Below are 22,307 nucleotides of genomic sequence, written 5' to 3'. Positions count from 1 at the left end.
CCTGGCCTGCCGGGCTCGGACGCCGCGGGGCTCACACCGAGCCGAGCCGCCGGGCGCGCTGGCCGCCGGCCAGCGCCTTGTGCGAGCCGTCGCACCAGGGCTTGAGCGAGGAGGCGCCGCAGCGGCACACGGCCGTGACGGGCCGCGTCGACACGTGCCGCTGGCCGTCCTCGTCCTCCACGACCACCTCGCCGCGCACCAGCATCGGCCCGTCCTCACAGAGCGTGACCTGCGTGGGCTCGCTCATGCCACGTCCTCGCTGGCCTCGGTCTCGCCGGCACCGCGGCGCACGTGCTCGAGCACGGCGGTCGCCGTGGCGGCCTCCGCGAGCAGGCACACGGCCGCGCCGAACGCGATCTCCGGCTCGCTGCCGGGCACCTCGGCGACGTAGGAGCCGACGAGGTCGCGCACCGCGAGCTGCTCGTGCACCGCGTCGGCGACCATGTGCTCGCGGTAGTAGGCCACCATCGGCTCGGGCGTGCCGAGCCGCTCCATGCCCCGCACCACCCGCCGCGAGGGCACCGCGCTGGTGACCTCGAAGGCCGCCAGGTGGCCCAGCGCCGCGGGCGCCAGGCGCCGGTGCAGGCCCAGCAGGCTCATCAGGTTGTTCTGCTCGAGCACCTCCGGCAGCGCGCCGTCGACGTGGGCGGCGTACGACGCGTCGAGGCCGCAGGCGCGCATGCCGCGCGCCCACAGCTGGGCGTGCAGGTCGTCGGGATGGCCGTTGCCGTACTCGTCGGCCGCGATCGTCACCAGGTGCGCCTTGGTGGTGTCGGGCAGGCGCGGCAGGGTCCACATCGCCGCGTCCTGCTCCTTGACGTGGTAGATCGAGCGCTGCCGCAGCACCTCGGCCAGCTGCTCCTCGTCGGCCTCGCGCTGCACGAACCGGGCCACCGACTCGGCGCCGGTGTCGGCCTCGCAGAACGCGAAGAAGGCGCGGGCCAGGTCGGCCGGCTCCGCCCCGACGGGCAGCTCGGGCAGGTCGGCGGCCGCGACCCGCTCGCGCCAGCGCTGCTCGAGGCGCCGCTCGAGGTCGCCGCGGACCGCCAGCAGGTCGGGGCGCCACTCGTGGTCGGCACCGCCGGCGACGGCGTCGTCGAAGCCGTGGTGGTGCAGCTCGTAGAGCAGCCACAGCGCCAGCTCCTCGTCGCCGGAACCGGGCCGGCCCGGAGCGGGCGCGTCGTCGGGCAGGGGCGCATCGCCGCGCAGGTCCGCGATCAGGGCGGCGCTGAGCGGGCCGCGGGCACGGGGAAGGAGGGGCATGTCCTGACCGTTCCCCGCCCGGAGGTGGCTCATCCACCCCCACAAGGGTGTCCGTGCGTGACCTAGGTTGCTACGCATGCCTGCACCGACCCCCGAGCGGACCCCGGCGACCAGCCCCGAGACGAGCCTGCGCCGGATGGGCTTCGGCCCCCTCGAGATCGCGTACGACGACAGCGTGCTCGAGCCGCGCCCCTGGACGCAGGCGCAGTCGCTGTGGGCCCGCGAGCTGCTCGACGCGGCCCCGGCCGGCCGGGTGCTCGAGCTGTGCGCCGGGGTGGGCCACATCGGCCTGCTGGCCGTGCACGGCACCGACCGCTCGATCGCCTGCGTCGACCTCTCACCGCGCGCCGTCGAGCTGCTGGTGGCCAACGCGGAGGCCAACGCGATGGCCGCGCAGGTCGATGTGGTGCACACCGACCTGGCCCGCCTGCCCCTCGACGAGGAGCGCTTCGCGCTGGTGGTCGCCGACCCGCCGTGGGTGCCGAGCGCCGAGGTGGGGCGCTACCCCGCCGACCCGACGCTGGCCATCGACGGCGGCCCGCAGGGCCTCGACGTGGCCCGGGCGTGCATCCGCGCCGCTGGCGCCTGCCTGGCGGGCGACGGGCTGCTGGTGCTGCAGCTGGGCACGCCCGAGCAGGCTGCGTCGCTGGCCCCCGACCTCGCGGCGGCCGGCCTGCGCACGGTCGAGGTGCGTGCCCTCGAGCGCGGCACGCTGGTGCGCGCCGACCGGCTCTGAGCCCACCCGGCCCACGAGCCGGCTCGTCCGGGCCGGCCGGCCCGGCTCAGCAGGGCTCGACAGCGGGCAGGGGCGGGGCGGTGTCCGCCTGCTCGCGCACCTGGTCGCACAGCCCGGCCAGGCGCAGGGCGTACTCGTCGGTGTCGAGACGCCGCCCGGTCCAGGCCCGGTGCAGGTCGATGGCCTGCAGCCGCACCCGGGCGGACAGGACCGGATCTCGCCGCTCGATCCGTGCGAGCTGCTGCATCAGGCTCATCCGCGTCTGGGTCACCTGTGCGTCGACGTGCGTGTCCATGTCCCACCTCCCGGGTGTCGTTGGTCTGGTCCTCGTCATCGTAGGTCGCGCCCCCGCGCCCGGCCGAGTCGACGAGGAGCGGGCCGGGCTGCCACAGGTCCTCGCGCGACAGCATCATCCCTGGGGATGAGCAGCGTCCCGCCTCCCGGCGGCGACGAGGTGTCCGGCACGTGTCGTCCCTATGATCGAGCCATGTCCAGCCACGTGCGCGTCGCGATCGTCAACGACTACGAGATCGTCGTCGCCGGCATCGCCGCCGTCCTCGAGCCGTTCTCCGACCGGATCAGCGTCGTCGAGCTCGACAGCGGGATGCCGGTGGTCGGCGACGTCGACGTGGTGCTCTACGACTCCTTCGGCCAGGTGCAGGGCGGCGACGTCGACGTGGCCCGGCTGATGGCCGGCGGCAGCGGTCGCCTGGTGATCTTCAGCTGGAACACCGAGCCCGAGCTCGTCGAGGCCTCGCTGGCCGCGGGCGCCGCCGGCTACATCCCCAAGGGCATCCCCGCCAAGGAGCTCGTCGACCTGATCGAGGCCGTGCACCGTGGCGAGCGGGTGCTGCCCGGCAACGTGGCGACGCCCGAGAGCGACGACTTCGGGCGCTGGCCGGGCCGCGAGCACGGGCTGAGCCCCCGCGAGGCCGAGGTGCTGGCGCTGATCTGCCAGGGCCTGAGCAACCAGGAGATCACCGAGCGGGCGTTCCTGGGGCTCAACACCGTCAAGACCTACATCCGCTCGCTCTACCGCAAGATCGGCGTCGACAGCCGCACCCGGGCGCTGCTGTGGGGGATCGACCACGGCTTCCGCCCCGACCACGTGCGCCGCCCCGGCCCGCACGCCTGAGCGGGGCATGCCGGTGCAGCGTCCCCAGGTCCGCTCCCAGGTGCGCTCGGCCCTGGGCCGGCTGCGCGAGCCCGCGGTGCACACCGACCTGCTCCAGGTCGTCAAGGCCACCATCGCCACGGTCGTCGCGTGGGTGCTCGCCGACACCTGGCTCGACCTCGAGCAGGCGTTCCTGGCGCCCTGGGTGGCGCTGCTGACCGTGCACGCCACCGTCTACCGCTCGGTGCTGCGCGGCGGCCAGTCGGTGGCCGCGACCTTCCTGGGCGTGCTGCTGGCCTACGCCGTCTTCGAGCTCCTCGGCTACGGCCCGCTGTCGGTGGGGCTCGGGGTGCTGGTCGGGCTGCTGCTGGCCCGGCTGCCCCCGCTGCGGCTCGAGGGCGTGGCGGTCGCCACCACCGCGCTGTTCCTGCTGACCCTCGGCGGCACCTCGGAGGAGTCGGAGCTGGTCGACCGGCTGCTGGCGACCGCGATCGGGGTGCTGACCGGCATCGTCGTCAACCTCCTGGTGGTGCCCCCGCTCGACGACCGCGGAGCCGAGCACCAGCTCGACCTGATCCACCGCCGACTCGGGGCGCTGCTGCGGAGGATGGCCTCCGAGCTCGACGAGGGCGTCGACGACGAGGGGGTGCGGGCCTGGGTCGAGGAGACCCGCGGCATCGACGCCGAGGTCGACCGGGCCGAGTGGCTGCTGGAGTACTCCCGCGAGTCGCAGTGGTGGAACCCCCGCCGCCACCGCTCGTCCAGCGTCAGCGACACCGAGCGCGGCAGCGACGTGCTGGTGCGCCTCGAGGAGGGCGTCGCCCAGGCCCGCGCCATCGCCCGGACCCTGGAGGAGTCGGTGATCGAGGCCGAGGACTGGGACCCGCGCTTCCGCGACCCGTTCCTGCGCCTGCTCGACCAGGTCGGGCGCCGCATCAGCGACCCCGAGGCCTACCTGCACTCGCTGCGCGAGGAGATCGACGCGCTGACCAACGAGCTGTCGGCCCAGGACCTGCCGGGCCTGCGCTGGCCGCTCTACGGCTCGCTGATCACCTCGCTGCGCCACGTCGTGACGATCGTCGACGACGTCGCCTCGACCCTGGCCCGTCCCTGACCCTCCCCCAGAGCCGGCCGCAGAGCCGGCGGGTCAGCGCTCGAGGTGCGCCTTGAGCAGGGCCAGGTCCTTGCGCGTCGCCCGGCGCACCGCCAGCGCCATCACCGGTGCCGAGACCCCGGCGAAGCCGCTGGGCCGGCCCCGGTTGGCGAGGGTCATCCGGGTGCCGTCGCCCTCGGGCGACCACGTGTAGGTGGTCTCCATCGGGAAGGGTCCGTCGCTGGTGCGCATCACCAGCCGCTCGCCGGGCACCAGCTCGACCACCTCGTAGGTGTAGGCCAGCCGCCGGCCCAGGAACCGGGCCACGAAGTCCATCCGCGAGCCGATCTTCACCGGCGGCGGCGTGCGCCACTCGACGCTGCGGATGTTGGCGTACCACCGCGGCGCGTTGCCCGGGTCGCCGGCGTACGCCGCGACCTCCTGCGGCGAGCGGGCGATGTGGGTGTGCACCTCGACGTCGACGTCCATCCGCCCATCCTCGCGCGTCGTCCCTGCTCGGGGCACTTGTGAGCGGGGCCACGCCGTGGTGCAATTAACAGACCGAGCGGTCAGTAATCCCAGGAGGCCCGATGAGCACCAGTGCCGGCGAGCGCACCGACGAGCGCACCGACGAGGCGCTGCTCGAGGAGCGGTTCGAGGCCGTCATCGCCCGCCACGAGCGCATCGAGCCGCGTGACTGGATGCCCGAGGCCTACCGTCGGACCCTGGTGCGCCAGGTCGCCCAGCACGCGCACTCCGAGATCATCGGGATGCAGCCGGAGGGTGCCTGGCTGACCCGGGCGCCCTCGCTGCGCCGCAAGGCGGTGCTGCTGGCCAAGGTGCAGGACGAGGCCGGCCACGGGCTCTACCTCTACTCGGCCTGCGAGACCCTCGGCGTCTCCCGGGGCGAGCTGACCCAGATGCTCGTCGACGGCCGGCAGAAGTACTCCTCCATCTTCAACTACCCCACGCTGTCCTACGCCGACGTCGGCACCATCGGCTGGCTGGTCGACGGCGCGGCGATCTGCAACCAGGTGCCGCTGTGCCGCACCTCCTACGGGCCCTACGGGCGCGCGATGATCCGGGTCTGCAAGGAGGAGTCCTTCCACCAGCGCCAGGGCTACGAGCTGCTGATGACGATGATGGGCGGCACCGACGAGCAGCGCGCGATGGTGCAGGAGTCCGTCGACCGGTTCTGGTGGCCGGCGCTGATGATGTTCGGCCCGCCCGACGACGCCTCGCCCAACACCGCGCGCTCGCTGGCCTGGGGCATCAAGCGCAACACCAACGACGAGCTGCGCCAGAAGTTCGTCGACATGACCGTGCCGCAGGCCGAGCGGCTCGGGGTCACCCTCCCCGACCCCGACCTGCGCTGGAACGAGGAGCGCGGAGCCCACGACTTCGGCGAGCCCGACTGGGACGAGCTGACCCGGGTGATCAGCGGCGCCGGGCCCTGCAACGCCGAGCGCATCGCCCACCGGCGCCGCGCCCACGAGGAGGGTGCGTGGGTGCGCGACGCAGCAAGCGCGTTCGCGCGGGCGACGAAGGAGCCCGGGCGAGGCCGCGCGCAGGTCGAGCGAGCCGACGGGCGGGTCGAGACCCCGTGAGCGAAGAGACGACGATGACCACCACCCCCGACGACACCACCCCCGACGACACCAGCCCCCGGGCCGAGTGGCCCCTCTACGAGGTCTTCGTGCGCGGCAAGCGCGGCCTCAACCACGTGCACGTCGGCTCGCTGCACGCCGCCGACGACACGATGGCGCTGCACCACGCCCGCGACGTCTACACGCGCCGCAACGAGGGCGTGAGCATCTGGGTGGTGCGCGCCGACGCGATCACCGCCTCGAGCCCCGACGAGAAGGACCCGCTCTTCGCGCCGTCGGGCGACAAGGTCTACCGCCACCCCACCTTCTACGACGTCCCCGCCGACGTCCCCCACATGTGAGGCGTGCCCCCATGAGCCAGCACGCGAGCCAGCACACGAGCCACGAGTCGGTGTACGACGGCCTGGTCGAGGACCACGGCGACGTGTCGGGCCAGTGGGCCTTCGGCACGTCCTTCGAGGACCCCCTGGCCGGTGTCGACACGACGATGCCCGAGGGGGTCGACGGCGCCGACCTGGCGGCGTACTGCCTGGGGCTCGGCGACGACGCGCTGGTGCTCTCGCACCGGCTCTCGCAGTGGTGCAGCCGCGCGCCCGACCTCGAGGACGACATCGCGGTCGCCAACATCGCGCTCGACCTGCTCGGCCAGGCCCGGCTGCTGCTGGCCCGCGCCGCGGCCGCCGACCCCGCCGTGGTGCCGGTGCTCGCCGAGGGCTCGCCCGCCCCCGACGAGGACCGGCTCGCCTTCTTCCGCGAGGCCGGCGAGCTGCGCTGCACCCGGCTGGTCGAGCTCGAGCACGGCGACTTCGCGCACCTGGTGGTGCGGCTGCTGCTCTTCTCCACCGCCCGGCTGGCGCTGCTGCACCGGCTGGCCGGCACCCGCGACCCGGTGCTGGCGGCGATCGGCGCCAAGGGCGCCACCGAGGTCACCTACCACCGCGACTACGCCGCCCGCTGGGTGGTGACCCTGGCCCGCGGCACCGAGGAGTCGCGGCGCCGGCTGCTGGCCGCCCTCGACGAGCTGGCGCCCTGGCACCCCGAGCAGCTCGACGCCCACCCGGTCGCCACGCGTCTGGCGCAGGCCGGCGCGGGCGTCGACCCCGCCGCCACGGCCGAGGAGGTCGAGGGGGTGCTGGCGCAGGTGCTCGCGGAGGCGCGGTGCTCGTGGCCCGACGTCGCCCCCCGGGCCGGGGTGCGGGGACGCACCGGACGCGACGGCATGCACACCGAGGCGCTGGGCCGGATGCTGGCCGAGATGCAGGTCGTGGCCCGCGCGCACCCGCTGGGGCGGTGGTGAGCATGAGCACGGCCGAGCGCACGCGCGGCCCGGGCGTCGCCGATGCCGAGGCGGTCGCCGCAGGCGTCACCGACCCCGAGATGCCGATGCTGACGCTGCTCGACCTCGGGGTGCTGCGCGAGGTCACCGTCGCCGACCACCCCTGCGGCACCGCGGTGACGGTGGCGCTGACGCCGACGTACTCCGGCTGCCCGGCGATGGCCACGATGCGCGACGACCTGGTGCGGGCCCTCACCGAGGCCGGCTTCGACGAGGTGCGGGTGCAGGTGCGGCTCAGCCCGCCGTGGACCAGCGACTGGATCACCCCGCGTGGGCGTGCCGCGCTGCGCGAGCACCGCATCTCCCCGCCGGGCACGGCCGCGCCGCGCCCGGCCGGCCCGGTGCCGCTGAGCCTGGGCGTCACCCGGCGCCGGCTGGACTGCCCGCGCTGCGGCTCGGGCGGGCCCGAGCTGACCTCGGAGTACGGCCCGACCGCCTGCACCGCGCTCTACCGCTGCACCGCGTGCGGCGAGCCGTTCGAGCACGTCAAGGAGATCTGAGATGAGCGCACCCGCCGTCGAGCGCCCCCGCAGCCGCACCTTCCACGCCCTGCGCGTGGCCGCGGCCGACGCGCTGACCGACGACGCCGCCGCGATCACCTTCGAGGTGCCCGACGAGCTGCGCGAGCAGCTGGCCTTCGACGCCGGTCAGTCGCTGACCGTGCGCCGCGTCGTCGACGGCGTCGAGCACCGCCGCTCCTACTCGATCTGCTCCCCGGTGGGCGCGGCGCCACGCATCGGCGTCCGCGAGATCCCCGGAGGCGCCGTCTCGTCGTGGTTGGTGCGCGAGGTGCGCCCCGGCGACGACGTCGAGGTCCAGCTGGCCCCCGGCGGGTTCCGCGCCACCCCCGAGGTGCTCGCCGCGGGCGGGCGGCACCTGTGCGTGGCGGCCGGGTCGGGCATCACCCCGGTGCTCTCGATCGCCGCCAGCCTGCTCGCCCACCCCGACGCCCGGGTCACGCTGCTCTACGGCAACCGGACCACCGCCTCGGTGATGTTCGCCGAGGAGGTCGCCGATCTCAAGAACGCCCACCCCGCCCGGCTGCAGGTCGTGTACGTGCTCAGCCGCGAGCCGCGCGACGTCGAGCTGCTCTCGGGCCGCCTCGACGCCGCGCGGCTCGAGCGGGTGCTGACCAGCCTGGCGCCCGTCGATGACGTGGACCACGCCTGGCTCTGCGGGCCGCACCGGATGGTGCAGGACGCCCGCAGCGTGCTCGGGCGGCTGGGCCTGGAGCCCGGGCAGGTGCACGCCGAGCTGTTCTTCGTCGACGAGCCGCCGCCCGAGCTGGTGCGTGCCGCAGCCGCCCCCGGCGCCGGGTCGGGCCGGGCGACCAGCGAGGCGACGGTGGTGCTCGACGGGCTCAGCTCGACCGCGACCGTCGCGCGCGACCGGCCGCTGCTCGACTCGGCCCAGGAGACCCGGGCCGACCTGCCCTTCGCCTGCCGCGGCGGGGTGTGCGGCACCTGCCGGGCGCTGGTGCGCGAGGGCGAGGTCGAGATGGCGCGCAACTACGCCCTCGAGCCCGCCGAGGTCGAGGCCGGCTTCGTGCTGACCTGCCAGGCGCGCCCGCTCACCGACGCGGTCACCGTCGACTTCGACGCCTGAGCGGTCCCGGCCGCCGGACCGCGGTCCAGGCGGGTTCAGGCGGGGTCGGGCTGTGCCGCGCGCAGGCCGTCGAAGGCCAGGGTGGTCACCGCGTGCGCGAGCACGCCCGCGTCGACGTCGCCGCCGGGTCGATGCCACTCGACCAGCGAGTTGACCATGCCGAAGAGCAACCGGCTGACCAGGTCGGGGTCGACGTCGTCGCGCAGCGAGCCCTCCTCCGCCGCGGCCCGCACCAGGTCGGCCAGGCGCGCGTCGATCCAGCGCCGCCGCTCCAGCGCCGCCACCTCGACCGGGCTGTTGCCGCGCACCCGCAGCAGCAGCGTCACCTCCGGCTGGTGGGCCACCAGCACCTCCACGCTGCGCGCGACGAGCGCCCGCAGCCGCTCGTAGGCCGAGGCGGGCGGCCGGCCCGCGGGGGCGGCGTACGACGGGGTGGTGGCGGCCTCGACCGCCTCGCTGAGCTCGGCCAGCGCGGCGTCGAGCGCCATCTCGAGCAGCTGTTCCTTGCTCGTCACGTGGTGGTAGATCGCCGACTTCGTCAGCCCCAGCTCGCGCGCCAGGTCGCCCATGCTGGTCGCGTCGTAGCCCTGCCGGTTGAACAGCGCCACCGCCTCGCGCAGCACGTCGGACCGGTCGTGGCCGGGGCGCCCGCGGCGGGCCGGGGCGGCGGGGTCGGCCATGGGGCCAGGATGGCACGGACGTGACCGGTCGGTGGTGCAGGACCGACCGGTGGGTGGTGCGGAAGTGACTGCTCGACCGTCGAGCCTCTCACCTCTATGGGCGGGGAGGTGGTCAGGGGTGGGGTGGTCGGTGCGATCATCACGACGATGACCACGCACCGTTCCCCCGAGACCCCTGCGGCGACGTCGCTGGTGGTCGGTGGGCGCTACGAGCTGGTCGAGCTGATCGGCAGCGGCGCGATGGGCAGCGTCTACGCCGCCCAGGACCTCGTCGACGAGCGCCTGGTCGCGCTCAAGCGGCTGCACGCCCAGCGCGCCGACGACGACACCGCGCGGCACCGCTTCGAGGCCGAGGCGCGCACCCTGCGCCAGCTCTCGCACCCCGGGCTGCCCCAGGTCTACGACGTGGGCGAGGACGACGACGGGATCGCCGTCCAGCCCTACCTCGCGATGCGCCTGGTCACCGGCGACACCCTCGGCGAGCTGGTCACCGAGCGCGGCCCGCTGCCCCCGCTCGAGGTCGCCGGCCTCGTGGCCCAGCTGGCCTCCGCGCTCAGCGCGGTGCACGCCGCCGGGGTGGTGCACCGCGACATCAAGCCCGCCAACATCGTGGTCGGGGAGTCCGGCCAGCCGGTGCTCGTCGACTTCGGGATCGCCACCGGCGACGACGTCGAGCCGCTGACCAGCACCGGCGAGGTGCTCGGCACGATGGAGTACATCTCGCCCGAGCAGGTCTCGGGCCGGCGCGCGACCGCGGCCTCCGACGTCTACTCGCTGGGCGTGGTGGCCTTCCAGTGCCTGACCGGCGTCAAGCCCTTCCAGCGCGACTCGCCGGTGGCCTCGGCGCTGGCGCACCTCAACGACCCCGCCCCCGACCTGCCGCCGAGCGTCGACCGGCGGCTGGGCGAGGTGGTGCAGCGGATGCTCGCCAAGGACCCCGCCGACCGTCCGCTGGCCGCCGACGTGGCGCGGCTGCTCGAGCGGGTGCTGGCGCGCCGGCGGCGCTGACCCCCGCCCCCGCCCGCCTGGGCTCAGGCCCGCGCCCACCCGTCACCGGCCCGCACGACCAGCCCCTCGGCCTCGAAGGCCTCCAGCCAGCCCGTCATCGGCCACCAGCCCCACCGTTGGTGGAAGAGCGCCCCGTTGCGCAGCACGTCGTCGAGGTGCTGGCGCGGCGGGTGCTGGGTCGGGTGGTGCTGGTGGAAGCCCCGGGCCGAGCCCACCCAGCCCAGCGGCACGCCGCGGGCCACCGCGAGCCGGGCGAAGTCGGTGTCCTCGCCGCCGTAGCCGACGTAGTCCTCGCAGAAGCCCCCGATCCGCTCCCAGGTCGCCGCCGAGGTGGCGAAGGAGAGCGACCAGAACAGGTCGGGGGAGGCGTCGTGCACCACCTCGCCCGGCGCCGGTGCGGGCCGGGCCGGGTGCGGGTCGTCGAGACGCTCCAGGGTCTCGAGGTCGTAGCCGGCCGGCGGCGCCGGCGGCAGGTAGGTGACCGGCCCCGACCACAGCCCGTCCGGCTCGCGGGCCACCACGTCGGCGTACGCCGCGAGGAGGCCGGGCCCGGCGAGCAGGTCGACGTCGAGCAGCACCAGCGCGTCGGCCCCGAGGCGCACCGCCTCGGCCACCCCGGCGTTGCGGGCCCGGGCCAGGGGGAGCCCCCGGGGGTCGGGCGGCAGGTGCAGGACCCGGGTCGGGGCCCCGGGCAGGTCGGCCACGGGCGGGTCGTCGTCCATGGCGACCACGACGGTGAGGTCGGGCAGCCGGTCGCCGAGCGCGAGCGACGCGCGCTGGCGGGCCAGGTGCTCGTGGCGCCCGTGCGCGATCGTGACCACCGCGGTGCCCGTCATCGGGCCACCTGCTCCACGACGTCGGCGAAGCGCGCCGCGGCGTGCCCGTCGACCCAGCCCGCCCAGGCCGAGCCGTCGAGGGCCCGCGCCTCGTCGAGCACGTCGGGCCAGCGCGCGGCCGCCAGCGACGGCACGACCACGGCGGGCCACGGGCCCGCGGCGAGCACCCGGCCGGTGCACCGCTGCTCGTCGTGGGGCCGCTCGGCCGGCACGACCACGGCCGGGCGGCGCAGCGCGGCCACCTCGGCGAGCGCGTTCTGGCCCGCGTGGGTCAGCACCACGTCGGCGTCGCGGATCGCCTCGCGCGGGTCGGCGACCCAGGAGCCGCCGGTGCCGCCCAGCACCTGCCAGTCCCACGACCCGGCGGCGGCCGTCGCCGCCTCGAGCTCGCCCTCGGCCCAGGCGTCGCCGCCGCGACCGCCGAGCACCAGCACCCGCGGCGGCCCGGGGCGCCGTCGCCCGGGAGGCGCCTCGACCTCGAACCGGGACAGCCCGCCCAGGGCCCGCACTCGGCCGGCCACCTCGGGCGCGACCCCCAGCAGCGTCGCGGTCGCCTCGGCGGGCCAGAGCCCGACGAGCTCGTCGCAGACGTCGTGGCCCAGCCGGTGGGCCGCGTCGTCGCGCACCCCCGGCAGCACCACCGAGACCACCGGCACGCCGTGCAGCCGGACCAGCAGGGCCACCTCGACCGACACGTCGACGACGACCGCGGCGGGGCGGGTGCGCGCCAGCCAGGCCGCGACGGCGGCGTGCCTCTCCAGCAGGCCCGCGTGGTGTCGCGGCGCCCAGTGCAGCCGGCCGCCGGCGAGCGGGTCGGCGGCGGCGGGGTCGGGGCAGCCGGGCTCCGCTGGGTCGTCTCGGGGCAGGTCCACCCACTCACCGCTCCAGTCGTCCGGGCGGGGCAGCGAGGACAGGCCGGTCACCGAGACCCCGCGCCCGGCCACCTCACGGGCCAGCGCCCCGGCGCGGTGCAGGTGGCCGCTGCCGTGGTGGTGCACGTAGCAGCCGACGGTCGAGGGGGCCGCGACCGCGAGGGGTCCGGTGCTCATGCGGCGGGTCGGCCGGCGGCGGCCAGGGAGACGTAGAGCGCCTCGTACTCGTCGACCATCCGCTGCAGCGAGCAGTCCCGCACCGCCGTGGCCCGCACCTGGTCGCGGGGCAGCGCCGCCGCGCGCGGCAGGGCGGCCGCCAGCGCGTCGACGTCGTCGGCCGCCACCACCACCCCGGCGGCGGGCGTGACCACCTCGGCGACCGCGCCCCGGTCGTAGGCCGCGACGGGCGTGCCGCAGGCCATGGCCTCGGCCGCGACCAGGCCGTACGGCTCCTCCCAGCGGGGGGTGACCAGCGCGACCGAGGCCGCGCCGACCACCTCGACGAGCTCGTCGTGGGGGAGGTGGCCCAGGTGCTCGACGTCGCCGCCCAGCAGCGGGCGCACCATCGCGTCGTAGTACGCCGGGTCGCTGACCGGCCCGACCAGCCGCAGCGGCACCCCCGCGCGGCGGCAGGCCAGGATCGCGTCGTGCGGCGCCTTCTCGGCCGTCATCCGGCCCGACCAGACCGCCGCGCCACCGCCGGGGCCGGGCCGCCAGCGCTCGGTGTCGACGCCGTTGCGCACCACCGAGGCGCGCACCCGCGGGGCCCACATCCGCCGGCAGGTCTCGGAGACCGCGACGGCCGGGGTGTCCGGGCTGAGGTGGAAGGCCGACTCGAGCCAGGGCAGGGGCGGGGTGTGCAGGGTGGTCACGACCGGCACCGTGAGCGTGCGGGCCATCGCCACCGGCAGGTGGTGCAGCGAGTTGTTGTGCACCACGTCGACCTCGTCGCCGCCCGCGCCGGCCAGGTCGAGCATCAGGGAGAGGTAGGCGTGGTGCTCGGTCATCCACCGCGCCGGGGGCGCGTTGACGTCGCGGCTGGCGGCGGCGCTGGGCCGGAACCGGTCGAGGGTCAGCTCGCGCGCCTGCAGCGCCGGGTCGGAGCCGGGGGCGGCGTACAGCGAGACCAGGTGGCCGCGGCGCCGCAGCTCGCGGGCCAGGTAGTGGGTCTGCGACTCGAGACCGCCGGCGAACGGCTCGCGGATCGGGTGCTGCGAGGAGGCCACCAGGCACACGCGCAGCGGCCCCGTGGTCGGGCGGCTCACCGCTCCACCGGGCGGCCGTGGGCCCGGGCCACGTCGGCGTAGACCCGCTCGTGCGCCCGCGCCACCTCGCGCCGCTGGGCGCGGCGCTCGTCGATGCCGGCCCCCCAGCGCGGGCGCTCGGCGTGTGCGCGCCGCACCGCCGAGGCCAGCGAGTCGAGGTCGACGTGGTCCTCGTCGTGCTCGTAGCCCAGCACCGGGCCCTGCTCGGCGAAGTAGCCGCAGGTGGGCGCGAGCACGGTGGTGCCCAGGTCGCGGCAGGCCTCCAGCCAGCCCGAGTGGGTGCCGAACCGGTAGGGCAGCACCGACAGGTCGAGCGAGCCCAGGTAGGCCCACAGCTCGTCGTCGGGCAGGAAGTCGTGGACGCGCAGGTCGACCCGTCCGGCCTCGGCCGCGCGGCGCAGCCAGCCGCGCAGCTCGACGTCCTCGCGGGCGCCGCCCTCCATCACGTCGCGGTGCGCGTTGACCTGCAGCACCGCGTCGGGCAGGTCGGCCACGGTCTCGGCCAGCGTGGGCAGCAGCCGCATCGGTGCCATCGAGGCTCGCAGGCTCTTGACGTGCAGCCCCACCCGGAACGCTCCGGTGCGCCGCCGGGCGCGGCAGTCGGCCGCCACCGCCATCGTGCGCAGGTCGACCACGTGCGGGTGCGGCACCACGGTGGCCTCGCGGCCCCAGCGGCGGCGGATCTCCTCGGCCGCGCCGGGGGTCAGCGTCAGCAGCGCGTCGGCGCGCGGCACCAGCGCGTCGAGCTGCTCGTCGTGCAGGCCGCGGTCGGCGTGGTGGGGGTTGCGCAGGTCGTGGACGGTCTGCACCAGGCCGCGGCCGGTGTCGTGGACGGCGTCGGCGAAGGCGACGAGGTCCTCGGGGCGCAGCGCGTCGAAGCCGAAGTGCAGGTGCAGCAGGTCGAAGTCGTGGGCCCGCACCCACGCCGGGTCCAGCATCGCCGGCGGCCACCACTGGCCGGGCTCGGGGTCGGCGACCCGCGGCGGCGGGTCGGGCAGGCGTCGTACCCGGGCCTCGTGCGTCGCTCCCTCGGGCGCGAGGTGACGGACGTAGACGTGACCGCTGGGCACCGAGGCGATCGTCAGGGGTCGGGGGCCGGCCTGCGCGGAGGCCGGGGCGACGGAGATGCTCACGCTCGTCCTTTACCCGCCCCCCGCCGTTCGATCCCCCCTCCAACGGGTGACTCTCGGCGACCACATCTCGGCGCCCCGCGCGAGTGTGGCGACCAGGCGCTACGGTGCCGCACAGGACCGGCATCCGCAGGCACGGTCCCTGGCGAGGAGGTGGACGGTGGACGACTCCGACCCGGTGGTGCCCGTCTTCTTCCTCTCCGACTCCACCGGCATCAGCGCGGAGACGATGGGCAACGCGCTGCTCATCCAGTTCCCCGACGCCAAGTTCGAGCGCACCACCATCCCGTTCATCTCCACCGTCGAGCACGCCCGCGAGGTCGTGGCGATGCTCGACGAGCTGATGGAGGGTGCCGTCACCCCGCTCGTCTTCACCACCGCGGCCGAGGACGGCGTGCGTGAGGAGCTCAACCGCACGCGGGCCCCGCTGATCGACTTCTTCGGCATGCACATGCAGCGCGTCGAGTCGATCCTGGGCCGCTCGGGTCGCCGCGAGGCCGCCCGGCTGCACGGCGTCGGCGACATCCAGCGCTACAACAGCCGGATGGCCGCGGTGGAGTTCACCATCGAGCACGACGACGGCCAGAGCCTGCGTGCGATGGACCGCGCCGACGTGATCCTGCTGGCGCCCTCGCGCTGCGGCAAGACCCCCACCAGCATGTACCTGGCCCTGCAGCACGGGCTCTTCGTGGCCAACTACCCCCTGGTCGACGAGGACCTCGAGCGCAGCGACCTGCCCGGCCCGGTGGCGGCGTACGCCGACCGGTGCTGGGGCATCACCACCAACGTCGACCGGCTCAGCCGGGTGCGCAACGAGCGCCGCCCCGGCTCGCGCTACGCCTCGCCCGAGCAGTGCCGGTGGGAGCTGCGCCGCGCCAAGCAGCTCTTCGAGGCCTACCGCCTGCCCGTCGTCGACTCCTCGGCCAAGTCGGTCGAGGAGATCAGCGCGCTGATCCTGCAGAACCGCACCTCCCGAGCCAAGGCCGCCGAGCGCGTCCGCCGCACCCAGGAAGAGAACCCCGCATGACCGAGCAGACCCAGCCCGCCAGCACCGACGAGCCCGGCCAGCCGGGCCAGCACAGCAACGTCCGGTGGTTCTCCGACCTCGGGCTCGACGACATCGACCAGGTGGGCGGCAAGAACGCCTCGCTGGGCGAGATGGTCTCGCACCTGACCGACCTGGGGGTGCGGGTGCCCAACGGCTTCGCGACCACCGCCGAGGCGTTCCACCGCTTCATCGGCGACACCGGGCTGGCCGAGCGGATCTCCGGGCTGCTCGCCGACCTCGACACCGACGACGTACGCCGCCTGGCCCAGGTGGGTCGCGAGATCCGCGAGGCCGTGGTGGGCCAGCCGTTCCCCGAGGACCTCGAGGCCGACATCCGCTCCGCCTACGACGCGCTGGTCGAGGAGTCGACCAGCGAGGGCGCCGACGCGCCGTCGTTCGCGGTGCGCTCCTCGGCGACCGCCGAGGACCTGCCCGACGCCTCCTTCGCCGGGCAGCAGGAGACCTTCCTCAACGTGCGCGGCATCGACGCGGTGCTGCAGGCCGTGCGCGAGGTCTACGCCTCGCTCTACAACGACCGCGCCATCGCCTACCGGGTCCACCACGACTTCGCCCACGACGCCGTGGGCATCTCGGCGGGCGTGCAGCGGATGGTGCGCTCCGACATCGGCTCCTCGGGCGTGATGTTCACGATGGACACCGAGTCGGGGTTCACCGACGCCGTCTTCATCACCTCCGCCTTCGGCCTCGGCGAGGGCGTGGTGCAGGGCGCGGTCAACCCCGACGAGTTCTACGTCTACAAGCCCGCGCTGCGCGAGGGGCGCCCCGCGGTGCTCAAGCGCAGCGTCGGCGGCAAGGCCACCCAGATGGTCTACACCCAGGACACCGCGGTCGGGCGCACCACCGAGTTCGTCGACGTCGAGCCGTCGCGCAGCCGGCTGCTGAGCCTCGACGACGACGAGGTCACCGAGCTGGCCCGCCACGCGCTGACCATCGAGGAGCACTACGGGCGCCCGATGGACATCGAGTGGGGCAAGGACGGCGTCGACGGCCACCTCTACGTGCTGCAGGCGCGCCCCGAGACGGTGCAGTCGCGCCGCTCGGGCGCCCTCGAGCGCTACGCCATGGACCCGGCGGCCTCGAAGGGCGCCGAGGTGCTGGTCGAGGGCCGCGCGATCGGGCAGCGCATCGGCGCCGGCGCGGTGCGGGTGCTCACCGACATCGACCAGATGCACGAGTTCACCCCCGGCGAGGTGCTGGTCGCCGACATGACCGACCCCGACTGGGAGCCGATCATGAAGCGGGCCTCGGCGATCGTGACCAACCGCGGCGGGCGCACCTGCCACGCCGCGATCATCGCCCGCGAGCTGGGCATCCCCGCCGTGGTCGGCACCGGCCGCGCCACCCGGGACCTCGCCGACGGCCGCGAGGTGACGGTGACCTGCGCCGAGGGCGACACCGGGCTGGTCTACGAGGGTCTGCTCGACTTCGAGGTCGAGCGCACCGAGCTCGACTCGATGCCCGAGATCCCGGTCAAGATCATGATGAACGTCGGCACCCCCGAGCAGGCCTTCGCCTTCTCGCGCCTGCCCCACAAGGGCGTGGGCCTGGCCCGCCTGGAGTTCATCATCAACCGCCAGATCGGCATCCACCCGCGCGCCCTGCTCGAGCTGCAGGACGACGCCCAGGCGCTGCCCGGCGACCTGCGCGCCGAGGTCGAGGAGATGATCGCGGCCTACCCCTCGCCCCGCGAGTTCTTCGTGCAGCGGGTCGCCGAGGGCGTCTCGACGATCGCCGCCGCCTTCGCCCCCGAGCCGGTGATCGTGCGGATGAGCGACTTCAAGTCCAACGAGTACGCCAACCTCGTCGGCGGCGAGCGCTACGAGCCCGACGAGGAGAACCCGATGATCGGCTACCGCGGCGCCTCGCGGTACCTCTCCGAGGACTTCGCCGAGTGCTTCGCCATGGAGTGCGAGGCGCTGCGCCACGTGCGCGACGAGATGGGCCTGACCAACGTCTGGGTGATGATCCCGTTCGTGCGCACGCTCAAGGAGGCGCGCGGGGTGATCGACCTGCTGGCCCAGCACGGCCTGGTGCGCGGCGAGAACGGCCTCAAGGTCGTGATGATGTGCGAGGTGCCCTCCAACGCGGTGCTGGCCGAGCAGTTCCTCGAGCACTTCGACGGCTTCTCGATCGGCTCCAACGACATGACCCAGCTGACCCTGGGCCTCGACCGCGACTCCGGCCTGGTCGCCGACGGCTTCGACGAGCGCGACCCCGCCGTGCTCTACATGCTCGAGCTGGCCATCAAGGCCTGCAAGGCCCAGGGCAAGTACGTCGGCATCTGCGGCCAGGGCCCCTCCGACCACCCCGACCTCGCGCAGTGGCTGCTCGAGCAGGGCATCGAGTCGATGTCGCTGAACCCCGACACCGTCGTCGACACCTGGCTGCGCCTGGGCGGCGTCGGCTCCGGCTGAGGCGCGGCCGGGAGAGTTTCATCGGGCGGCCGATGAAACTCCTGGGTGGCCGATGAAGCTTCATCGGCCACCCGCCAGGTCCGTCGGCCGGCCGATGAAGCTCCTCGAGCGTGTACGCCGCCGCGCGGCCCGGCTCAGCCCGCCGCGCGGGGCAGCGGGAGGCCCGGCAGCCCGCCCAGCAGCCCGCCGAGCAGGTCGCCCAGCACGTCGCCGAGCGAGCCCAGCAGCAGTGCCAGCGTGCCCGCGTCGATCGCGCCGCCGAGCTGGTCGAGGAAGCCGGTCGAGCCGAGCTCGCCGACCAGTGCCTCGAGCACCTGGGCGAAGACGCCGGTGGGGTCGGCGCCGGACAGCGCGCCGAGGTCCTGCAGCTCGGTGAAGAGCCCGAGCAGCGGGCCGAGGTCGGCGCCGTCGAGCTGGCCGGCCAGGCCGGTCAGCGCGGTGGCCAGGCCCTCGGCCGCCGCCAGCAGGCCGGCGGGCCCGGCTGCGGGGTCGAAGGCGCCCAGGGCGCCCTGCAGCGCCGCGAGGGCGCCGGCGACCTGGCCCAGGTCGGCGCCCGGCAGGCCGGTGCCGCCGGGCAGCCCGCCCAGCAGCGTGGTGAGGACGGTGCTGACCGCGGCCGGGTCGGCACCCTCGAACCCACCACCGGTGAGCTCGCCCAGCAGGGACTGGACCGCCGCGACCAGGCCGGGCACGTCCATCGCCTGCAGCGCCGCGAGGATCTCGGCCAGCTCACCGGCGTCGGCGCCGGGGATGCCGGCCTCGAGCTGGCCCAGCAGGTCCTGCAGCTGTGCGGTGGCGGTGTCGAGCTGGCCGGTGAGCTCGGCCGGCAGCAGTGCGCCAAGCTGGCCCAGCGGCAGCGAGCCGAGCGCGTCGCGCGACTCGTCGACCTCGTCCTGCACCTGGCCGGGCGTCGTGGTGCCACCGCCGGTCGCGCACAGCTTGTCGCGCCGGTTCTTGCGCTTCTCCACCCGCTTCTTGGCCCGGGACACCTTGGTGGCGCGGTTGTGCTTGGCCTTGCGGGCCTTCTTCACCGACTTCTTGGCCTTGCGCAGGTCCTGCTTGGCCTCCTGGCAGGTGCGGGCGCGGCGCTCCTCGACGGCACCGGTGTGGAGGCCGGTGCCGGTCACGGCCGCGGCGGAGACCCGGGGGGAGGTCTGTGCGGCGTTCGCGGCGCCGGCGGCCAGGCTCCCGGCGCCCAGGGTGCCGGCGGTCAGCGCCAGCACGGTGGCGGCGGTGGCGGCGCGCGCGCCCAGCCGCGGCAGCGCGCGGTCGGCGCCGGGGTGGGGGGTGGTGCGGTCGAGACTCATGGGCAGGCTCCCTCGTCAGGTCGTCAGGTCGTCAGGTCGTCGGGGTGGTGGGCGGCCCCTCCCGGGTCGCCCCGGTCATCGTGGACCCGGCTCGCGCCGCGTGTCCGGCGAACCTGAGGAGACGTCTTGGGAACTGACCGATCGGAGGAGACGGGTCCGGTGGACGGGACCACGACTCGTGCATAGGTGAGCCTTGCCTTACCCTCGGGGGGTGAGCATCGCCCCCCACCTCCCGGACCGCTCCGGGGCGCCCACCACGACTCCCGCCCCGGGCGTCGGGTTCGCGCGCGACCTCGCGGCCTGGGGGCGGCGCCGCGCCCTGGTGCACGACGAGGGGGTGGTCTCGTACGCCGACCTGGCCGCGCTCGTCGCCGAGCGCGCCGAGCGCCTCGGGCCGGTCCGCCGCCTGGTGCTGCTCGAGATGGCCTCCGACGTCGACTCGGTCGCCACCTACCTGGCCGCCCTCGCGGGCGGGCACCCGGTGGTCGTCGTCGACGCGGCCCGGCCCGACGTGGTGACCGCGACGCGGGCGGCGTACGACCCCGACGTGGTGGCGCGCGGCGACGCCCTCGACGAGCAGCGCCCCGGCAGCGCCCACGACCTGCACCCCGAGCTGGCCGCCCTGCTCTCGACCTCGGGCAGCACCGGCTCGCCCCGGCTGGTGCGCCTGAGCGCCGAGAACCTGCAGGCCAACGCCGAGTCGATCGCTGCCTACCTCCCGCTGCGCGACGACGACCTGGCGGCGCTGAGCCTGCCGCTGCACTACTGCTACGGGCTCTCGGTGCTGCACACCCACCTGCTGCGCGGCGCCGGCGTGCTGCTCAGCGACGCCTCGGTCGTCGACCCGTGCTTCTGGGCCGCCGCCCGCGAGCACGGCGCCACCTCGCTGGCCGGGGTGCCGCACACCTTCGAGCTGCTCGAGCGGATCGGGCTCGACGAGGTGGCCCCCACGACCCTGCGCTACCTCACCCAGGCCGGCGGGGCGATGGCGCCCGAGCGGGTGCGGGCCTACGCCGAGCTGGGCCAGCGCCGCGGCTTCGACCTCTTCGTCATGTACGGCCAGACCGAGGCGACCGCGCGGATGGCCTACCTGCCGCCCGACCTCGCCGGCGCCCGGCCCGGCACGATCGGGCTGCCCGTGCCCGGCGGCCGCTTCGAGCTCGCCGACGTGCCCGGCTCGCCCGCGGGCACCGGCGAGCTCGTCTACGAGGGCCCCAACGTGATGCTCGGCTACGCGGAGTGCCCCGGCGACCTGGCCCGGGGCCGCGAGGTGCACCGGCTGCGCACCGGCGACCTGGCCCGCCGCGGCGACGACGGGCTGTGGGAGGTGGTCGGCCGGCTCTCGCGCACCGCCAAGGTGATGGGGCTGCGCATCGACCTCGACCGCGTCGAGCGCGCGCTGGTCGACGACGGCGTGCGCGCCCTGGTCGCGAGCACCCCGCCGGTCGACGGCGCCGCCGAGCAGCTGGTCGTGGCCGTCGAGCCGCGGGCCACCGGCGGGGCCACCCGCCTGCTCGCCCGCGTACGCCGCCTGGTCACCGCCGCCACCGGGCTGCCGGCCGCGGCGGTGCAGGTGCACGCGGTGGCGCAGCTGCCCCGGGTGGCCAACGGCAAGCCCGACCACCGGGCGGTGGCCGCCCTCGCGCGGCCCGCGCCCGAGCGGTCCGGCCCGGCGCAGCCCGAGACCGTGCGCGACGTGCTCACCGCGGTGCTGGGCCGCCCGGTCGGTGACGACGACACGTTCGCCGGCCTCGGCGGCGACTCCCTGACCTACGTCGAGACCTCGGTGCGCCTCGAGGAGGCGCTGGGCCACCTGCCGCCCGACTGGCACCTGCGCACCGTCGGCGAGCTCGAGGGCGCCGGTGTGGCACGGACCCGTCGCGGCCGCGCCGTCGAGACCAACGTGGTGCTGCGCGCCGTGGCGATCGTGGCCGTGGTCGGCACCCACGCCGACCTGCTCACCCTGCTCGGCGGGGCCCACCTGCTGCTCGCGCTCGCCGGCTTCAACCTGGCCCGCTTCGCCCTGGGCGACGTGACCCGCCGCGAGCGGGTGCGGCGGCTCCTCACCGGCGCCGCGCGGGTGGTGGTGCCGGCGGTGCTGTGGATCGGCGGCACCGCGCTGCTGCTGGGTGCCTACCCCTGGCAGACCGCGCTGCTGGTCAACGGCTTCCTGGGCCCCCCGGGCTGGACCGAGCCCGCCTGGCACCACTGGTTCGTCGAGGCGCTGGTGCTGCTGGTGCTCGGGGTCGCCGCGCTGGTCGCCGTGCCGGTGCTCGACCGCACCGAGCGGCGCTGGCCGTTCTGGTTCCCGGTCGCCCTGACCCTGCTGGCGCTGCTGGCCCGCTACGAGCTGGTGCCGCTGCCCGACGGCGACGTCATCCACCGCGCCCCGGTCGTGGCCTGGTTGCTGACCCTGGGCTGGGCCGTCGCCCGCGCCCGCACCACCGGCCACCGGCTGGTCGTCTCGGCGCTCGCCGTGCTCACGGTGCCGGGCTTCTTCGCCGACGACGCCCGCAGCGCCGTCGTGGTCGCTGGCCTGCTGGTGCTGACCTGGTCGCGCCGGGTCCGGCTGCCGGCCACCGCGGCCCGCCTGGTCGCCTGCCTGGCCGGCGGCTCCCTCTACATCTACCTGACCCACTGGCAGGTCTACCCGCACCTCGAGGACGACTACCCCGCCCTGGCCACCCTGCTCAGCCTCGTGGTCGGCGTGCTCGCCTGGCGGGTCGCCACCCGCGCCGAGCGCCGGCTCCGCCACGCCCGCCGACCCGGCGCAAACTTCCCCCCGACCCGGCGCAGATCTCCCGCCGACCCGGCCTGAACTTCCCCCTGACCCGGCGCAGATCTCCCGCCGACCCGGCCTGAACTTCCCCCTGACCCGGCGCAGATCTCCCGCCGACCCGGCCTGAACTTCCCCCTGACCCGGCCCGATCTTCGCCCCGACCCGGCGCAGACCTCCTGCCGACCTTCCGCGG

At 75.3% G+C, this 22,307-nt stretch carries 22 protein-coding genes; 12 read left to right on the top strand and 10 right to left on the bottom strand.

The genetic code is table 11. The features are described from left to right. Window positions 1-31: 31 nt before the first annotated feature. Together JOE61_RS08170 and JOE61_RS08165 are read right to left on the bottom strand one after the other, a co-directional pair. Window positions 32-247, bottom strand: coding sequence for a CDGSH iron-sulfur domain-containing protein (locus JOE61_RS08170; RefSeq protein ID WP_193669991.1), 216 nt, complete (start codon window positions 245-247; stop codon window positions 32-34). After that, window positions 244-1,263, bottom strand: coding sequence for an iron-containing redox enzyme family protein (locus tag JOE61_RS08165; protein ID WP_193669990.1), 1,020 nt, complete (start codon window positions 1,261-1,263; stop codon window positions 244-246). Before JOE61_RS08165 ends, JOE61_RS08170 begins: the two co-directional genes overlap by 4 nt. 76 nt (window positions 1,264-1,339) lie before the next feature. Here JOE61_RS08165 and JOE61_RS08160 point away from each other — a divergent pair, with 76 nt between their 5' ends. Beyond that, a complete protein-coding gene (locus JOE61_RS08160) occupies window positions 1,340-1,999 on the top strand; it encodes a methyltransferase (protein ID WP_193669989.1) in 660 nt (219 codons plus the stop codon). A 46-nt stretch (window positions 2,000-2,045) separates the two neighbouring features. Here the strand turns inward: JOE61_RS08160 and JOE61_RS08155 are convergent, their stop codons facing one another. After that, a complete protein-coding gene (locus JOE61_RS08155) occupies window positions 2,046-2,294 on the bottom strand; it encodes a hypothetical protein (RefSeq protein WP_193669988.1) in 249 nt (82 codons plus the stop codon). Between the two features lie 192 nt (window positions 2,295-2,486). Here JOE61_RS08155 and JOE61_RS08150 point away from each other — a divergent pair, with 192 nt between their 5' ends. After that, window positions 2,487-3,134 carry a response regulator transcription factor gene (locus JOE61_RS08150; RefSeq protein ID WP_193669987.1) on the top strand — a complete coding sequence of 216 codons (648 nt, stop codon included), beginning with the start codon at window positions 2,487-2,489 and terminating at the stop codon, window positions 3,132-3,134. A 7-nt stretch (window positions 3,135-3,141) separates the two neighbouring features. After that, a complete protein-coding gene (locus tag JOE61_RS08145) occupies window positions 3,142-4,227 on the top strand; it encodes an FUSC family protein (protein WP_193669986.1) in 1,086 nt (361 codons plus the stop codon). Between the two features lie 33 nt (window positions 4,228-4,260). Here JOE61_RS08145 and JOE61_RS08140 read toward each other — a convergent pair whose 3' ends face one another. Continuing rightward, entirely contained in the window at window positions 4,261-4,695 is a 435-nt protein-coding gene (locus tag JOE61_RS08140; RefSeq protein WP_193669985.1) for an SRPBCC family protein, read from the bottom strand. A gap of 101 nt (window positions 4,696-4,796) precedes the next feature. On the opposite strand from JOE61_RS08140, the gene paaA reads away from it, so the two are divergent. The 5 genes from paaA to paaE are packed head-to-tail and all read left to right on the top strand — an operon-like array spanning window position 4,797 to window position 8,754. Further along, window positions 4,797-5,813, top strand: a complete 1,017-nt coding sequence (paaA, locus tag JOE61_RS08135) for a 1,2-phenylacetyl-CoA epoxidase subunit PaaA (RefSeq protein ID WP_193669984.1) — start codon at window positions 4,797-4,799, stop codon at window positions 5,811-5,813. 14 nt (window positions 5,814-5,827) lie between these two features. After that, a complete protein-coding gene (gene paaB / locus JOE61_RS08130; RefSeq protein WP_193669983.1) occupies window positions 5,828-6,154 on the top strand; it encodes a 1,2-phenylacetyl-CoA epoxidase subunit PaaB in 327 nt (108 codons plus the stop codon). A gap of 11 nt (window positions 6,155-6,165) precedes the next feature. Continuing rightward, window positions 6,166-7,110: a 1,2-phenylacetyl-CoA epoxidase subunit PaaC gene (paaC, locus tag JOE61_RS08125; RefSeq protein WP_193669982.1), complete on the top strand. Its 945-nt coding sequence runs from the start codon at window positions 6,166-6,168 to the stop codon at window positions 7,108-7,110. Window positions 7,111-7,112: 2 nt separating this feature from the next. Then, the gene (paaD, locus tag JOE61_RS08120; protein ID WP_193669981.1) at window positions 7,113-7,649 is read left to right on the top strand and encodes a 1,2-phenylacetyl-CoA epoxidase subunit PaaD; all 537 of its coding nucleotides are present in this window, start codon (window positions 7,113-7,115) and stop codon (window positions 7,647-7,649) included. Between the two features lies 1 nt (window position 7,650). Next, window positions 7,651-8,754, top strand: a complete 1,104-nt coding sequence (paaE, locus tag JOE61_RS08115; RefSeq protein WP_193669980.1) for a 1,2-phenylacetyl-CoA epoxidase subunit PaaE — start codon at window positions 7,651-7,653, stop codon at window positions 8,752-8,754. Window positions 8,755-8,789: 35 nt separating this feature from the next. Here paaE and JOE61_RS08110 read toward each other — a convergent pair whose 3' ends face one another. After that, a complete protein-coding gene (locus JOE61_RS08110) occupies window positions 8,790-9,434 on the bottom strand; it encodes a TetR/AcrR family transcriptional regulator (RefSeq protein WP_193669979.1) in 645 nt (214 codons plus the stop codon). A gap of 147 nt (window positions 9,435-9,581) precedes the next feature. Here JOE61_RS08110 and JOE61_RS08105 point away from each other — a divergent pair, with 147 nt between their 5' ends. After that, the gene (locus JOE61_RS08105; protein WP_193669978.1) at window positions 9,582-10,442 is read left to right on the top strand and encodes a serine/threonine-protein kinase; all 861 of its coding nucleotides are present in this window, start codon (window positions 9,582-9,584) and stop codon (window positions 10,440-10,442) included. Between the two features lie 23 nt (window positions 10,443-10,465). Here JOE61_RS08105 and JOE61_RS08100 read toward each other — a convergent pair whose 3' ends face one another. The 4 genes from JOE61_RS08100 to JOE61_RS08085 are packed head-to-tail and all read right to left on the bottom strand — an operon-like array spanning window position 10,466 to window position 14,548. Then, complete coding sequence (locus tag JOE61_RS08100) at window positions 10,466-11,278, bottom strand: glycosyltransferase family 2 protein (protein WP_193669977.1); 813 nt, start codon at window positions 11,276-11,278, stop codon at window positions 10,466-10,468. Next, complete coding sequence (locus JOE61_RS08095) at window positions 11,275-12,327, bottom strand: glycosyltransferase (protein WP_193669976.1); 1,053 nt, start codon at window positions 12,325-12,327, stop codon at window positions 11,275-11,277. Before JOE61_RS08095 ends, JOE61_RS08100 begins: the two co-directional genes overlap by 4 nt. Continuing rightward, window positions 12,324-13,415 carry a glycosyltransferase gene (locus tag JOE61_RS08090; RefSeq protein ID WP_193669975.1) on the bottom strand — a complete coding sequence of 364 codons (1,092 nt, stop codon included), beginning with the start codon at window positions 13,413-13,415 and terminating at the stop codon, window positions 12,324-12,326. Before JOE61_RS08090 ends, JOE61_RS08095 begins: the two co-directional genes overlap by 4 nt. Next, the gene (locus JOE61_RS08085) at window positions 13,412-14,548 is read right to left on the bottom strand and encodes a glycosyltransferase (protein ID WP_307822876.1); all 1,137 of its coding nucleotides are present in this window, start codon (window positions 14,546-14,548) and stop codon (window positions 13,412-13,414) included. The genes JOE61_RS08090 and JOE61_RS08085 overlap by 4 nt, the downstream gene beginning before the upstream one ends. A 157-nt stretch (window positions 14,549-14,705) precedes the next feature. On the opposite strand from JOE61_RS08085, the gene JOE61_RS08080 reads away from it, so the two are divergent. Next, on the top strand, window positions 14,706-15,572 hold the full coding sequence (locus JOE61_RS08080) for a pyruvate, water dikinase regulatory protein (RefSeq protein WP_307822875.1): 867 nt from the start codon (window positions 14,706-14,708) through the stop codon (window positions 15,570-15,572). Further along, the gene (gene ppsA, locus JOE61_RS08075) at window positions 15,569-18,028 is read left to right on the top strand and encodes a phosphoenolpyruvate synthase (RefSeq protein ID WP_193669973.1); all 2,460 of its coding nucleotides are present in this window, start codon (window positions 15,569-15,571) and stop codon (window positions 18,026-18,028) included. Before JOE61_RS08080 ends, ppsA begins: the two co-directional genes overlap by 4 nt. 134 nt (window positions 18,029-18,162) lie before the next feature. On the opposite strand, the gene JOE61_RS08070 is transcribed toward ppsA, so the two are convergent. Next, window positions 18,163-19,335, bottom strand: coding sequence for a hypothetical protein (locus tag JOE61_RS08070; protein ID WP_193669972.1), 1,173 nt, complete (start codon window positions 19,333-19,335; stop codon window positions 18,163-18,165). 211 nt (window positions 19,336-19,546) lie between these two features. On the opposite strand from JOE61_RS08070, the gene JOE61_RS08065 reads away from it, so the two are divergent. Then, a complete protein-coding gene (locus JOE61_RS08065) occupies window positions 19,547-22,153 on the top strand; it encodes an AMP-binding protein (RefSeq protein WP_193669971.1) in 2,607 nt (868 codons plus the stop codon). Window positions 22,154-22,307 lie beyond the last annotated feature (154 nt).

This window comes from Nocardioides salarius, from assembly GCF_016907435.1.
Taxonomy (GTDB): domain Bacteria; phylum Actinomycetota; class Actinomycetes; order Propionibacteriales; family Nocardioidaceae; genus Nocardioides; species Nocardioides salarius.
The sequence above is the reverse complement of the archived record's forward strand: the minus strand, read 5'-3'. Positions and strand labels throughout refer to the sequence as shown.

Bases quoted from the DNA above. Each gene is read 5' to 3' on its own strand.
- JOE61_RS08145 (WP_193669986.1), top strand. From the start codon at position 3,142: ATGCCGGTGCAGCGTCCCCAGGTCCGCTCCCAGGTGCGCTCGGCCCTG.
- paaA (WP_193669984.1), top strand. From the start codon at position 4,797: ATGAGCACCAGTGCCGGCGAGCGCACCGACGAGCGCACCGACGAGGCG.
- JOE61_RS08165 (WP_193669990.1), bottom strand. From the start codon at position 1,263: ATGCCCCTCCTTCCCCGTGCCCGCGGCCCGCTCAGCGCCGCCCTGATC.
- paaD (WP_193669981.1), top strand. From the start codon at position 7,113: ATGAGCACGGCCGAGCGCACGCGCGGCCCGGGCGTCGCCGATGCCGAG.
- JOE61_RS08155 (WP_193669988.1), bottom strand. From the start codon at position 2,294: ATGGACACGCACGTCGACGCACAGGTGACCCAGACGCGGATGAGCCTG.
- JOE61_RS08110 (WP_193669979.1), bottom strand. From the start codon at position 9,434: ATGGCCGACCCCGCCGCCCCGGCCCGCCGCGGGCGCCCCGGCCACGAC.
- JOE61_RS08105 (WP_193669978.1), top strand. From the start codon at position 9,582: ATGACCACGCACCGTTCCCCCGAGACCCCTGCGGCGACGTCGCTGGTG.
- JOE61_RS08160 (WP_193669989.1), top strand. From the start codon at position 1,340: ATGCCTGCACCGACCCCCGAGCGGACCCCGGCGACCAGCCCCGAGACG.
- paaB (WP_193669983.1), top strand. From the start codon at position 5,828: ATGACCACCACCCCCGACGACACCACCCCCGACGACACCAGCCCCCGG.
- JOE61_RS08100 (WP_193669977.1), bottom strand. From the start codon at position 11,278: ATGACGGGCACCGCGGTGGTCACGATCGCGCACGGGCGCCACGAGCAC.
- ppsA (WP_193669973.1), top strand. From the start codon at position 15,569: ATGACCGAGCAGACCCAGCCCGCCAGCACCGACGAGCCCGGCCAGCCG.
- JOE61_RS08140 (WP_193669985.1), bottom strand. From the start codon at position 4,695: ATGGACGTCGACGTCGAGGTGCACACCCACATCGCCCGCTCGCCGCAG.
- paaC (WP_193669982.1), top strand. From the start codon at position 6,166: ATGAGCCAGCACGCGAGCCAGCACACGAGCCACGAGTCGGTGTACGAC.
- JOE61_RS08070 (WP_193669972.1), bottom strand. From the start codon at position 19,335: ATGAGTCTCGACCGCACCACCCCCCACCCCGGCGCCGACCGCGCGCTG.
- JOE61_RS08170 (WP_193669991.1), bottom strand. From the start codon at position 247: ATGAGCGAGCCCACGCAGGTCACGCTCTGTGAGGACGGGCCGATGCTG.
- paaE (WP_193669980.1), top strand. From the start codon at position 7,651: ATGAGCGCACCCGCCGTCGAGCGCCCCCGCAGCCGCACCTTCCACGCC.
- JOE61_RS08095 (WP_193669976.1), bottom strand. From the start codon at position 12,327: ATGAGCACCGGACCCCTCGCGGTCGCGGCCCCCTCGACCGTCGGCTGC.
- JOE61_RS08150 (WP_193669987.1), top strand. From the start codon at position 2,487: ATGTCCAGCCACGTGCGCGTCGCGATCGTCAACGACTACGAGATCGTC.